This is a genomic window from Streptomyces africanus (genome assembly GCF_002150735.1).
Classification (GTDB): domain Bacteria; phylum Actinomycetota; class Actinomycetes; order Streptomycetales; family Streptomycetaceae; genus Streptomyces; species Streptomyces africanus.
Genome location: NZ_MUKA01000145.1, coordinates 1 through 12,751 on the forward strand (window position 1 = coordinate 1; position 12,751 = coordinate 12,751).

Consider the following 12,751-nt stretch of genomic DNA (forward strand, 5'->3'; position numbering starts at 1 on the left):
AGCTGGTGATCCCGTACGGCGCCGCCGTACGGGATCACCAGCTGCGGATCGGTGTGCCCGAAGTCCACGTCGAAGACGATCGTGGTGTCGGGCGCGTAGGTACGCATGGCGCGCAGCACGGCCTCACGCTGGTCGGACGCGTGACGAGCGGCCTGTTCCGGGCTGTTGGGCTGCTCGAAGGACCAGGTCTTCGGGCGGCCCATGAGGAGGGCCGAGAAGCGCTGGAGCAACCCGCGTTCGCCCATGTTGCGCAGGGTGCGGAAGACCTCCGTGGCGCTCGGCATGTCCTCGGAGGTCTCAAGGATCAGCACGCCACCGTCGTACACCGACAGATCGGGCGCGATCTCGCGGTCGGCCATCAGCAGCCAGCCGATGATCTCCAGGCAGCCGCCCCAGCTGCGGCCCTCGACGACCCGGTCGGCGTTGACCCAGGTCCAGCCGGTCCCGGGCCGGGTCTCCGGCTCCGCGTCGAAGGTCGCCGGATCCGCCCAGTCCCGGTCGATGTCACGCCACCGCTCGGCGGGCCGCAGCTCGTACGGGCCGGAGGTGAACAGGGCGGCGCGCAGGGACTCCGCGGTCTGCGGGTGCATGGCCCCGGGGCGCCCCAGCTCGCACATCACAGTCGCCCCGTGAAAGGCGACGATGCCGCTGTTGTGGAGGTAGGCGAGCAGGTTCGTGTTGTCGCTCATCCCGAAGAACGGCTTCGGATGGGCCCGGATCAACTCCCGGTCCAGCAGCGGCAGCACGGTGATCTGGTCGTCCCCGCCGATCGACGCGATGACCGCCCTGATGTCCGGGTCGGCGAAGGCGGCGTGGATGTCGTCGGCCCGCTCCTTAGGCGATGAGCCCATCGTGCGGGTCGCCGGATACTCGACAGGCTCCAGCCCGTACTCCTTGCGCAGCCGCTCCAGGCCCAGCTCGTAGGGGAGCGGGAAGAGCCCCGGCAGGCCGGACGAGGGCGAGAGCACGGCGATGCGGTCACCGGGGGACGGCTTGGGCGGGTAGGAGAGGCTCGTCATGCCGGGAGGCTACGGCGCGGCGGTCCGTCGGCGCACCGTGATAAACCGGGTCCGAGCAGCGGTCCCGCCCGGGCCGCCCGACCCCGAACGGACCGGAGGAACCGTGCCCCGCACCCTGGCCAACGCCCCGATCATGATCCTCAACGGCCCCAACCTGAATCTGCTCGGCCAGCGTCAGCCGGAGATCTACGGCTCCGACACCCTCGCCGATGTCGAGGCCCTGTGCGCCAAGGCGGCGGCCGCGCACGGCGGCACGGTCGACTTCCGCCAGTCCAATCACGAGGGCGAGCTGGTCGACTGGATCCACGAGGCGCGGCTGAACCACTGCGGCATCGTGATCAACCCGGGCGCCTACTCGCACACCTCCGTCGCCATCCTGGACGCACTCAACACCTGCGACGGCATGCCGGTGTTGGAGGTCCACATCTCCAACATCCACAAGCGCGAGTCGTTCCGGCACCACTCCTACGTCTCACTGCGCGCCGACGGGGTCATCGCGGGGTGCGGAGTGCAGGGGTACGTCTTCGGCGTGGAGCGGGTCGCGGCGCTGGCCGGGTCGGGGCACGCCGACGCCTGAGCTCTCCTACGGCGCATCGCCCCGCTACAACCGCCCCGCCTCCACGATCCGCCGCAGAAAACGCCGCGTGCGCTCCTGCCGAGGTTCGCCGAAGACCTGCTCGGCGGTGCCGCGTTCCAGCACCACGCCGTCCTCCAGGAAGCACACCTGGTCGGCGACCTCCCGCGCGAAGCCCATCTCGTGCGTGGCCAGCACCATGGTCATGCCCTCGTCCTTCAGGCCGCGGACGACGGTGAGGACCTCGCCCACCAGTTCGGGATCGAGGGCGGCGGTGATCTCGTCGAGCAGCAGCAGCCGGGGGCGTACGGCCAGGGCGCGGACGATCGCCGCCCGCTGTTGCTGTCCGCCGCTCAGCCGGTCCGGGTACTCACCGGCCTTCCCGCCGAGCCCGAGCCGTTCCAGCAGTTCACGCGCGCGTGCCTCGGCCTCGGCGCGGGGCACGCCGTGCACCCGGCGCGGCGCGAGCGTGATGTTCTCCAGCACCGTCAGGTGCGGGAAGAGGTTGTACGCCTGGAAGACCACGCCGATCCGGCGGCGCACGGCGTCCTGGTCGACGCGCGGGTCGGTGATCTCCTCGCCGTCCAGCCAGATCGCCCCGTCGTCGATCTCCTCCAGCAGGTTCGCGCACCGCAGCAGCGTCGACTTGCCGGAGCCCGAGGCGCCGATCAGCGCGGTGACCGTGTGCGGGGCGACCTCCAGGTCGACGTCCCGCAGGACGACCGAGCCGCCGAAGGACTTGCGGACGGCCTCCATACGCAGCACGGGCGCGTCGCTCATGTGATTCCTCCCTGGGCCCGCCGGCGGTCCATCCGCGCCGTCACCCAGTCCGTGAAGCGGGTCATGGGGATGGTCAGCGCGACGAAGACCAGACCCGCGACGATGTACGGCGTGTAGTTGAGGCTGCGGCCCACGATGATGTCGGCGGCCCGTACGGCGTCCACCGCGCCCCCGATCGAGACCAGCCCGGTGTCCTTCTGCAGCGACACCAGGTCGTTCAGCAGCGGCGGCACCTGGCGGCGCACCGCCTGGGGCAGCACCACGTACCGCAGCGCCTGCCGGTTGCTGAGGCCGAGGGAGCGGGCCGCGGCGCGCTGCGAGGGGTGCACGGACTCGATGCCGGCCCGGAACACCTCGGCGACGTAGGCCGAGTACGTCAGGGTGAGCGCGGTGCCGCCGAGGAGCACCGGGTCGACGGTCACCCCCTGGAGCCGCAGTGCCGGGACGCCGAGGACCACGATCATCAGGTTGATGATCAGTGGCAGCCCCCGGAAGAAGTCCGTGTACGCGGCGGCCAGGACGCGCAGCGGGAAGAACACGGGGCCGCGGAGCGTGCGGGCCACGGCGATCAGCATGCCGAGGACGAGCACCGCGGCCCCGCAGACGAGCAGCAGCCGGACGTTCAGCCACAGCCCTTCGAGGACCTTCGGGAACGCCTCGCGCGCGTACCCCCAGTCGAAGAACGTCTCCTTGGTGCGCGGCCAGCCGGGGGCGTTGACGACGACCAGGTAGAGGACGGCTCCGGTGACGAGGGTCGAGAGCGCGCCGATCGCGGTGGCGCGCCGGGCGCGGGCGCGCTTGTAGCGCTCACGGTCCAGGCGCCGCTGCGACGGCACGTAGCCGTCCCGCGCGTCGTGTGCGCCGGAGCCCACCGCCGGCTCCTCCTTGTTCACCGTCACTTGAGCACCGGAGCGTCGACGGCGTCCGCCAGCCACCGCTGCTCGATCCGCGCGAGCGTGCCGTCCTCGCGCAGCGCGTCCACGGCCCGCGAGACGCAGGAGGTGAGCGCGCTGCCCTTGTCGAGCACGAGTCCGAACTGCTCCGGCGTACCGCCCTGGTTCTCGAACTGGCCGACGATCGTCGCGTCCGTGATCTCGGCCCCGGTGATGTAGAAGGCGGTCGGCAGGTCCACGACGATGGCGTCGACCTGGCCGTTCTTCAGCGCGGACTTGGCCTGGTCGTTCTTGCCGAACACGGCGGCCGGCCGCGTGGGCCGCACCACGTCGTCGATGTAGTCGAGGCTGGTGGTGCCGACCTGCGCGCCCAGCTTCACGTCCTTCAGGTCGGCGATGCTCTTCGCCTTCGCCGCCCTGGAACCCTTCAGGGCGACGACGGCCTGGCGCACGTCGTAGTAGCCGGACGAGAAGTCCACGGCCTTCTTGCGCTCGTCGCTGACGGACACCTGGTTGATGTCGAAGTCGAACGTCTTCTCACCGGGCGCGAAGGCCTTGTTGAACGGGACGGTCTGCCAGACGACCTTGTCCTTGCCGTAGCCGAGTTGCCGGGCCACGGCGTACGCGACCGCCGACTCGAAGCCCTTGCCGCTCGCGGGGTCGTCGTCCTTGAACCACGGCTCGTAGGCGGGTTCGTCGGTGGCGACCGTCAGCTTGCCCGCGGTCCGGGTGGCCAACTCGCCCTTCTCGCACGTGTTTCCGGCCGAAGAGGTACCGGCCGCGGGCTCCTGCGGCTGCGGTGCACAGCCGACGGCGGCGGCGAGCAGGGCGACGGTGACGGCGGCGGCAGCGCGGCGCGGGGCACGCGAGGCAGGATGCATGGCGCGAGATTGGCAGCCGACGGTCCCGTTTGTCGAGGTCACGACGGCATCTGCTCGCATCGTGGGAGCGGGTGTTGCGTTCTTGTGAACACTCCGTGGCGCGCGCCGAGTCCGGCAGTCGCCGGGGCCGCCGGCCGAGGGCGGGGATCGGCAGGCCGGCGGCCCATCCGCCCAGGAGCCGTCATCCTGCGCGGGGCTGCTACCAGTTGACTGCGCAACTACCCGCGCCGGGAGCGCGCGTACGGCACAGGCGTGTGCGAATGATTCACACGGGGCGCGCACGCCCCCGCGCGGTCCCTCACCACCCGCGCGCGTGCCACTCCGGCAACTGCGGGCGTTCCGCGCCCAGCGTGGTGTCGTCGCCGTGCCCCGGGTAGACCCACGTCTCGTCCGGGAGGACGTCGAAGATCTTGGTCTCCACGTCGTGGATGAGGCTGGCGAACGCCTTGGGATCCTTGCGGGTGTTGCCCACACCGCCGGGGAAGAGGCAGTCCCCGGTGAACACATGGGGATGCCCGTGGGGGTCGTCGTAGACGAGGGCGATCGAACCGGGCGTGTGCCCGACCAGATGGCGCGCGGTGAGTTCCACGCGCCCCACCCGGATGGTGTCGCCGTCGTCGACCAGCACGTCGGTCGGCACCGGGATGCCGTCGGCGTCGTCCCGGCCCGCGTACGTGCGGGCGCCGGTGGCCGCCACGACCTCGGCGAGCGCCTGCCGGTGGTCGCCGTGCTGGTGGGTGGTGACGACGGACGCGATGCCGTCGTCACCGATCATGCCGAGCAGCGTCTCCGCCTCGTTGGCGGCGTCGATCAGCAGCTGCTCGTCCGTGGCCCGGCAGCGCAGCAGATAGGCGTTGTTGTTCATCGGACCGACCGCGATCTTGGTGATCATCAGGTCCTTGAGCTCGTGCACGTCGGCAGGTCCGCCGACCGTCACCTGTCCGCTGTACGTCATGAGCGCCAGCCTATAGCGGGGAAGCGGCCCGGGTCCTACAGCGGGGGCAGGGCGGGAAGGGCTCCGCCGTCCACCGTCAGCGCGGCTCCCGAACGGCGGCCGGCGAGCCAGCCCAGCAAGTCCGCCGGGGAGCCGGTGACGGTCACTTCGGGCCCGTCGTCGGCCTCTCGTCCCGTGCTCCACGCGCGCGTGCCGTCCGTGAGGCGCGTGGGCGGTACGTCGGGATGCCCGGCGAACCGGTCGGCGAGGAAGGCGATCTCCCGCTCCGTGAACTCCGCCGGCAGATCCTCCAGCTCGTACCCGATCCCCAGGTCCACGTGGTGCAGCTCCACCTCCACCCACCGCCGGAACGGCACGCGCGACGCGGAGTCCGTGACCCCGTTGCGCAGCTCCACCGTGCGCGACCAGTCCGCCGGAGCGGCCCCGGCCTCCTGGAAGCGGGCCGCGCTCTCGCGCAGGTCGGCGAGGTGGACGTCGAGGGGGCGCGGGGCGTCCCGCTCGATGTCGGCGTCCCGGGCGTCGCCGGAGACGTACATGGGGCGGCCCTCGAGGACGTTCACGAGGGCGTCCGCGTTGCGCGCGAGGTGGGCCAGCACATGGCCCAGGGTCCAGCCGGGAAGCCGTGACGGCTGCGTCACAGCGGCGTTGTCCAGTTTGCCGACTGCGAGGAGCAGCCGTTCCGTAGCGGCTTGTACAGACGCCAGGTCATGACCGTGATCAATCATGGTGCTGACCCTAGCTCCGCCACACCTTCGGGTGAAGGTGGTGAAGCAGTGCCGGTAATCGAATGCGCGTGCTATATGGTCGGACGTGACGTCGGGCATGCTGGAAAGCCGGGGTTTGTTGGCAACCCGTGAATCCGACCGGCGTTGTCAGTGGCTCCCCCTAGTCTGAGAAAGCACGGGGGCCCCGCCCCTGTCACTTCTCTCAAGAAAGGTGCGGACCGGCGTGGCCGACCGTCTCATCGTTCGTGGAGCGCGCGAGCACAATCTCAAGAACGTCTCGCTCGACCTCCCGCGCGACTCGCTCATCGTCTTCACGGGCCTGTCGGGGTCGGGCAAGTCCTCGCTGGCCTTCGACACCATCTTCGCCGAGGGACAGCGGCGCTACGTGGAATCGCTGTCCTCGTACGCCCGGCAGTTCCTCGGCCAGATGGACAAGCCGGACGTCGACTTCATCGAGGGCCTGTCCCCGGCCGTCTCCATCGACCAGAAGTCGACCTCGCGCAACCCGCGCTCCACGGTCGGCACCATCACCGAGGTCTACGACTACCTGCGTCTGCTCTTCGCGCGCATCGGCAAGCCGCACTGCCCCGAGTGCGGCCGCCCGATCTCGCGCCAGTCGCCGCAGGCCATCGTCGACAAGGTCCTGGAGCTGCCGGAGGGCAGCCGCTTCCAGGTGCTGTCGCCGCTGGTGCGCGAGCGCAAGGGCGAGTTCGTCGACCTCTTCGCCGACCTCCAGACCAAGGGCTACTCCCGCGCGCGGGTGGACGGCGAGACCATCCAGCTGTCCAACCCGCCCACGCTGAAGAAGCAGGAGAAGCACACCATCGAGGTGGTCGTCGACCGCCTCACGGTGAAGGACAGTGCCAAGCGCCGTCTCACCGACTCCGTCGAGACCGCCCTCGGCCTGTCCGGCGGCATGGTCGTGCTCGACTTCGTCGACCTCCCCGAGGACGACCCCGAGCGCGAGCGGATGTACTCGGAGCACCTGTACTGCGCGTACGACGACCTGTCCTTCGAGGAGCTGGAGCCCCGCTCCTTCTCGTTCAACTCGCCCTTCGGCGCCTGCCCGGACTGCTCCGGCATCGGCACGCGCATGGAGGTCGACCCGGAGCTGATCGTCCCGGACCCGGACAAGAGCCTCGACGAGGGCGCCATCCACCCCTGGTCGCACGGCCACACCAAGGACTACTTCGGCCGCCTCATCGGCGCCCTGGCCGACGCCCTGGGCTTCCGTACGGACATCCCCTTCGCGGGCCTGCCGCAGCGCGCCAGGAAGGCCCTGCTGCACGGCCACAAGACGCAGGTCGAGGTCCGCTACCGCAACCGCTACGGGCGCGAGCGCCGGTACACCACGGCCTTCGAGGGCGCCGTCCCGTTCGTCAAGCGGCGCCACAGCGAGGCCGAGAGCGACGCCAGCCGTGAGCGCTTCGAGGGCTATATGCGCGAGGTGCCCTGCCCGACGTGTGAGGGCACGCGTCTGAAGCCGATCGTCCTCGCGGTCACGATCATGGACAAGTCCATCGCGGAGGTCTCCGCGATGTCGATCAGCGACTGCGCGGACTTCCTGAGGGAACTGAAGCTCAGCGCCCGCGACAAGAAGATCGCCGAGCGCGTCCTGAAGGAGGTCAACGAGCGGCTGCGGTTCCTCGTCGACGTCGGCCTGGACTACCTCTCCCTGAACCGCGCGGCCGGCACGCTGTCCGGCGGTGAGGCCCAGCGCATCCGCCTGGCCACCCAGATCGGCTCCGGCCTCGTCGGCGTGCTCTACGTCCTCGACGAGCCGTCCATCGGCCTGCACCAGCGCGACAACCACCGGTTGATCGAGACCCTGGTCCGGCTGCGCGACATGGGCAACACGCTCATCGTCGTCGAGCACGACGAGGACACCATCAAGACCGCCGACTGGGTCGTCGACATCGGCCCCGGCGCCGGTGAGCACGGCGGCAAGGTCGTGCACAGCGGCTCCCTGAAGGAGCTCCTCGCCAACGAGGAGTCGCAGACCGGTCAGTACCTGTCCGGCAGGAAGGCCATCCCGCTGCCCGGGATCCGGCGCCCGCTGGACCCGTCCCGGCAGCTCACGGTGCACGGCGCCCGGGAGAACAACCTCCAGGACATCGACGTCTCGTTCCCGCTGGGCGTGTTCACCGCCGTCACCGGCGTGTCCGGCTCCGGCAAGTCGACCCTGGTCAACGACATCCTGTACACGCACCTGGCCCGCGAGCTGAACGGCGCGAGGAACGTGCCCGGGCGCCACACGCGCGTGGACGGCGACGACCTCGTCGACAAGGTCGTGCACGTCGACCAGTCGCCCATCGGCCGCACCCCGCGCTCCAACCCGGCGACGTACACCGGCGTCTTCGACCACATCCGCAAGCTGTTCGCCGAGACCACCGAGGCGAAGGTCCGCGGCTACATGCCCGGCCGCTTCTCCTTCAACGTCAAGGGCGGCCGCTGCGAGAACTGCGCGGGCGACGGCACGATCAAGATCGAGATGAACTTCCTCCCGGACGTCTACGTCCCGTGCGAGGTCTGCCACGGCGCCCGGTACAACCGGGAGACCCTGGAGGTCCACTACAAGGGCAAGTCCATCGCCGACGTCCTGAACATGCCGATCGAGGAGGCCACGGAGTTCTTCGAGGCGGTTCCCGCGATCTCCCGCCACATGAAGACCCTCAAGGACGTCGGCCTCGGCTACGTCCGGCTCGGCCAGTCCGCGACCACCCTGTCCGGCGGTGAGGCCCAGCGCGTCAAGCTCGCCAGCGAGCTCCAGCGCCGCTCCACTGGCCGCACCGTCTACGTCCTGGACGAGCCGACCACCGGTCTGCACTTCGAGGACATCAGCAAGCTGCTGACGGTCCTGTCCGGACTGGTCGACAAGGGCAACACGGTCATCGTCATCGAGCACAACCTCGACGTGATCAAAACGGCCGACTGGATCGTCGACATGGGCCCCGAAGGCGGCGCCGGCGGCGGCCTGGTCGTCGCCGAGGGCACGCCCGAAGAGGTCGCCGCGGTGCCGGCCAGCCACACCGGAAAGTTCCTGCGCGAGGTCCTCGGCGCCGACCGGATCAGCGACGCGTCCTCGGTGAAGGCCCCGAGCAAGACGCCGGCGAAGAAGACGGTCCCGGCACAGACCAGGGCGAAGAAGACCGCCGCCAGGACGGTCGACAGCACCGCCGCCAAGAAGACAGCCGCCAAGTCCACCAAGGCCGCCGCGAAGAAGACGACGCGGACGGCCAAGGGCTGACGGCTCCCGCCGAAGCACCGTGCCCCCACAGGGAACTCCCTGTGGGGGCACGGCGCTTCGGCATGCTGGTCAGGCGCTCTTCGGCTCCACGAACTGCATGTCGAGCTGGATCTTCACCACTTCCCCGAGCACACCAGGAGCGAAGCCGAGCCCGAACTCGCTGCGCCGGATCTCACCCGTCGCCTCGAACCCGGCGTGCCGGCTGCCGTCCATGGGCACATCGACCAGCCCGCCGAACTCCACGGCGAGCGTCACCGGGCGGGTCACCTCGCCGATGGTCAGCTCGCCCTCCATCGTCCAGTCCTCACCCTCACCCGACACACGCGTCGAGCGGTACGTCATCGTGGGGCGCTTCTCGACGTCGAGCAGGTCGGAGGCGCGGACATGCGCGTCCCGGTCGGCGTTGCCGGTGTCGATCGAGGCCAGATCGACGGTCGCCGAGACCCGCACGTCCTCGACGCGCTCCCCGACGAACAGGTCGGCCTCCAGCCGCTCGAAGCGCCCCCGGACCTTGGCGATGCCCAGGTGACGGATGGTGAAGCCGACGGAGGAGTGGAACGGGTCCAGGGCCCAGTGCCCCGGGGCCAGCGGCAGAGCGGTGGCGGAAGCGGCGGTAGCGGTGTCATTGGTCATGGCCTCCACCCTGAGGGGCGCGCGGCCCGGGAGGGAGACCGGCCGGAGCCTGGTAGTGGCAGGGACACCCTTCCCGTGCGCGGGGAGGGTACGTTCGGCGGGTGAGCGACAACGAGTTGGGCACGTTCCTGCGCACCTGGCGTGAAGCCGTCAGCCCCGCCGAAGTGGGCCTGCCCACCGGGCCGCGCCGCCGCACCCCGGGCCTGCGGCGCGCCGAACTGGCCACGCTCGCCGGCATCAGCGTCGAGTACCTCACGCGGCTGGAACAGGGGCGAGACCGCCACCCCTCCGCCCAGGTGCTCGGTGCCCTGGCCGACGTCCTGAACCTGTCACTCGCCGACCGGACGCTGCTGCGCCGCCTGACCAAGGAGGCGGACGGCGGCGACCCGCTGCTCTGCGCGGCGGCCCCGTCGCTCAGCCACACGGCGCGCCCCACCGTACGGGCCGTGCTGGACCACCTGGAGCCGGCTCCCGCACTGGTGGTCAACTGGATCGGCGATGTCCTCGCCCACACGGCCGGTTACGAACGCCTGGTCGGCCCCATCGGCCTGCTCGACGACGAGCGCCCCAACCTGCTGCGGTACCTGTTCACCGACGAGCGGGCCCGCAGCGCCTACCGCGACTGGGACCGGGTGGCCGATGACCTCGTCGCCCGGCTCCGGCACGGCGTCCCCTTGCGGGACCCGTACCTCGCCGAGCTGGCCGACGAGCTGACGGTGACGGCGGGGGCGGACTTCGCCGACCGGTTCGCGGACCTTGCCGTGACGCCGCGGCGGACGGGATCCCAGCACATCGAGCACCCCGAGGCCGGATCGCTACGCCTGCTGCACGAGACGCTCGCGCTGCCCGACGAGGGCCAGCGCGTGATCGTCCACCTGCCCGCGGACGACGCCACGGCCGCCGCCCTGGACCGCCTCAACGGCCGTCGCCCCGGCGCGCTGCGGGCCGTGGGGGAGGCCGGCTGAGCGACGCCACGGGACGCGTACGGGAGGACGTTTTCCTGCCGTCGGCGCTGGTTCGCGGGAGGTGTCAGCCCTCCAGCTCGTGCGCGTACGGCGGTTCCGCCCCGGCCCGGGAGCAGGTGATCGCCGCCGCACGGGTCGCGAAGCCCAGCAGCCCCGTCCAGCCGTCGTTCCCCAGCGCGGCCAGCGCCTCCGCGCTGAGCGCGTCGCGTGCCGCGAGCCCGTGCAGCAGCGCCGCGTTCACCGTGTCGCCCGCGCCGATCGTGTCCACGACCTCCACCAGCTCACCCGGCACCGCGTACTCGCCGCCGGCCGTGAAGGCGGTCAGCCCGTCGCCGCCCCGGGTGATCACGACCGCCGCCGGGCCGGCCGCCAGCCACTCCTCGGGCGTACCGCCGAGCCACCGGGCATCCTCCTCGGACAGCTTCAGCAGCGACACCGACGGCAGCCAGCTCTTGAACCGCGCCCGGTAGGCGTCCGCGTCGGGGATCAGCCCGGCCCTGATGTTCGGGTCCAGCGCGGTGAACACGCCCTGCGCGGCCGCCGCACGCATCAGCTCCTCGTAGGCGCTCGCCCCCGGCTCCAGCACCAGCGAGCAGGTCCCGAAGGAGACGGCCCGGGTGCCGGACGGCAGCGCGGAGGGCGCCGTGAACAGCCGGTCCGCCGTGCCGTCGACGTAGAAGGAGTACGCCGCCGAGCCGTCCGCGCCGACCGTGGCGACGGCGAGCGTCGTGGGCTCGGCGCCGCGCTGTACGGACGACACGTCCACCCCGGTCTCCCGCAGCCGGTCCAGCAGGGCCTGACCGAAGGCGTCGTACGACACCCGGGAGCAGAAGGCGGCGGGGGAGCCGAGACGGCCCAGTGCCACAGCCGTGTTGTACGGGCCGCCGCCGAGCGCCGGCTGGAGTGCCGCAAGGGCACCCGTGCCCCGCGGGACCAGGTCGATCAGTGCCTCACCGGCGACGACGATCATGCGACGGTTCCTCTCTCGGACTGCGCGGACTGCTCAGGCTGCTCACCCCGCACGGACTGCCCAGGCTCCTCGGGGCAGCCGCACGACGTGCGGTGGACGAAGGTGCAGGGGAGCCGCACGGTCCGGGCGGGCCGGCCGGGCTCGGCGAGACGCTCCAGGAGCACGCGTACGGCCTGGGCGCCGATGTCCCTGCTGGGCTGCGCGACCGCGGTCAGCCGGGGCGAGAACAGGTCCGCCCAGGCGAAGTCGTCGAAGCAGCACAGCGCGATGTCGCCGGGCACGGACAGGCCGTGCGCGCGCAGGGCGCGCAGCGCCCCGATGGTCATGGCGTTGTTGCCGGTGACCAGCGCCGTGGGCGGCACGGCGAGGGACAGCAGGGCGGCGGTGGCCTGTTCGGCACCGGCCGACTCGGAGTCGCCGTGCACCAGGAGCCGTTCGTCGTAGGGAAGTCCCCCGAACGCGAGGCCGGTCCGGTAGCCGGTGATCCGTTCGCTCGTGGTGCTGAGGCCCGGCCGTCCCGCCACCAGCCCGATCCGCCGGTGACCGAGACCGGCGAGGTGAGTGACCAGCCGGGACGTCGGTTCGGCGTTGTCGGAGCAGACCTGGTCGAAACGCGGTCCGCTGCCCGGGGCATCCACCAGCCGGTCCAGGAACACGGCCGGGACGTCGTGCCGCCCCAGGTAGGCGAGCAGCCCGCGCGGATTCGCGGAGGGCGCGACGATCATGCCGTCCACCCGGCGCTCGTGCAGCAGCTGGACGACCTTGCGTTCGTGCTCCGGGTCGTCGTGCGGATCGGCGATCAGGAGGCTGTAGCCGTGCTCCAGGGCGGCGGCCTCGACGCCCTGGAGGATCTCCGTGAAGTACGGGTTGCTGATCGCCGACACGGCCAGCCCGATGGACCGGGTACGGGCCGTCACCAGGGACCGGGCCAGCGTGTTCGTGGTGTAGCCGAGGTCCTCCACGGCGTCCAGGACCGCCTGGCGGGTGTGCGGCAGCACCGGCCGGGTGCCGTTCAGGACGTGCGAGACGGTCGCCACGGAGACCCCGGCGCTCCGCGCGACATCGGCCATGGTCGCCATGGCGTTCCCTCCTCCTCTTCCGGCGGGAAC

General features: G+C 71.1%; 12 protein-coding genes. 3 read left to right on the top strand and 9 right to left on the bottom strand.

Annotated elements, in window-relative coordinates:
- A partial coding sequence (locus CCL05_RS19080; protein ID WP_107400481.1) for a S66 family peptidase occupies positions 1–1,019 on the bottom strand: 1,019 nt, incomplete at its 3' end.
- A gap of 103 nt (positions 1,020–1,122) precedes the next feature.
- On the opposite strand from CCL05_RS19080, the gene aroQ reads away from it, so the two are divergent.
- Positions 1,123–1,596, top strand: a complete 474-nt coding sequence (gene aroQ / locus CCL05_RS19085) for a type II 3-dehydroquinate dehydratase (protein WP_086561704.1) — start codon at positions 1,123–1,125, stop codon at positions 1,594–1,596.
- Positions 1,597–1,620: 24 nt separating this feature from the next.
- Here the strand turns inward: aroQ and CCL05_RS19090 are convergent, their stop codons facing one another.
- The 5 genes from CCL05_RS19090 to CCL05_RS19110 all read right to left on the bottom strand — a co-directional run bounded on the left by CCL05_RS19090 (position 1,621) and on the right by CCL05_RS19110 (position 5,827).
- Entirely contained in the window at positions 1,621–2,373 is a 753-nt protein-coding gene (locus tag CCL05_RS19090; protein ID WP_086561705.1) for an amino acid ABC transporter ATP-binding protein, read from the bottom strand.
- Positions 2,370–3,272: an amino acid ABC transporter permease gene (locus tag CCL05_RS19095; protein WP_425275925.1), complete on the bottom strand. Its 903-nt coding sequence runs from the start codon at positions 3,270–3,272 to the stop codon at positions 2,370–2,372. The genes CCL05_RS19090 and CCL05_RS19095 overlap by 4 nt, the downstream gene beginning before the upstream one ends.
- The gene (locus CCL05_RS19100; RefSeq protein ID WP_086561706.1) at positions 3,269–4,147 is read right to left on the bottom strand and encodes an ABC transporter substrate-binding protein; all 879 of its coding nucleotides are present in this window, start codon (positions 4,145–4,147) and stop codon (positions 3,269–3,271) included. The genes CCL05_RS19095 and CCL05_RS19100 overlap by 4 nt, the downstream gene beginning before the upstream one ends.
- Before the next feature lie 298 nt (positions 4,148–4,445).
- Positions 4,446–5,102: an MBL fold metallo-hydrolase gene (locus CCL05_RS19105; RefSeq protein ID WP_086561707.1), complete on the bottom strand. Its 657-nt coding sequence runs from the start codon at positions 5,100–5,102 to the stop codon at positions 4,446–4,448.
- 35 nt (positions 5,103–5,137) lie between these two features.
- Positions 5,138–5,827: a maleylpyruvate isomerase family mycothiol-dependent enzyme gene (locus tag CCL05_RS19110; protein WP_086561708.1), complete on the bottom strand. Its 690-nt coding sequence runs from the start codon at positions 5,825–5,827 to the stop codon at positions 5,138–5,140.
- Positions 5,828–6,050: 223 nt separating this feature from the next.
- On the opposite strand from CCL05_RS19110, the gene uvrA reads away from it, so the two are divergent.
- Positions 6,051–9,074 (top strand): excinuclease ABC subunit UvrA, encoded by a 3,024-nt coding sequence (gene uvrA / locus CCL05_RS19115; protein WP_086561709.1) that lies wholly within the window; start codon positions 6,051–6,053, stop codon positions 9,072–9,074.
- 69 nt (positions 9,075–9,143) lie between these two features.
- Here the strand turns inward: uvrA and CCL05_RS19120 are convergent, their stop codons facing one another.
- Positions 9,144–9,707, bottom strand: a complete 564-nt coding sequence (locus tag CCL05_RS19120) for a YceI family protein (protein ID WP_086561710.1) — start codon at positions 9,705–9,707, stop codon at positions 9,144–9,146.
- Positions 9,708–9,808: 101 nt separating this feature from the next.
- Here CCL05_RS19120 and CCL05_RS19125 point away from each other — a divergent pair, with 101 nt between their 5' ends.
- The gene (locus CCL05_RS19125; protein WP_086561711.1) at positions 9,809–10,672 is read left to right on the top strand and encodes a helix-turn-helix domain-containing protein; all 864 of its coding nucleotides are present in this window, start codon (positions 9,809–9,811) and stop codon (positions 10,670–10,672) included.
- A gap of 64 nt (positions 10,673–10,736) precedes the next feature.
- Here CCL05_RS19125 and CCL05_RS19130 read toward each other — a convergent pair whose 3' ends face one another.
- Complete coding sequence (locus tag CCL05_RS19130; protein ID WP_086561712.1) at positions 10,737–11,642, bottom strand: carbohydrate kinase family protein; 906 nt, start codon at positions 11,640–11,642, stop codon at positions 10,737–10,739.
- On the bottom strand, positions 11,639–12,721 hold the full coding sequence (locus CCL05_RS19135; protein WP_086561713.1) for a LacI family DNA-binding transcriptional regulator: 1,083 nt from the start codon (positions 12,719–12,721) through the stop codon (positions 11,639–11,641). The genes CCL05_RS19130 and CCL05_RS19135 overlap by 4 nt, the downstream gene beginning before the upstream one ends.
- Between the last annotated feature and the right edge of the window lie 30 nt (positions 12,722–12,751).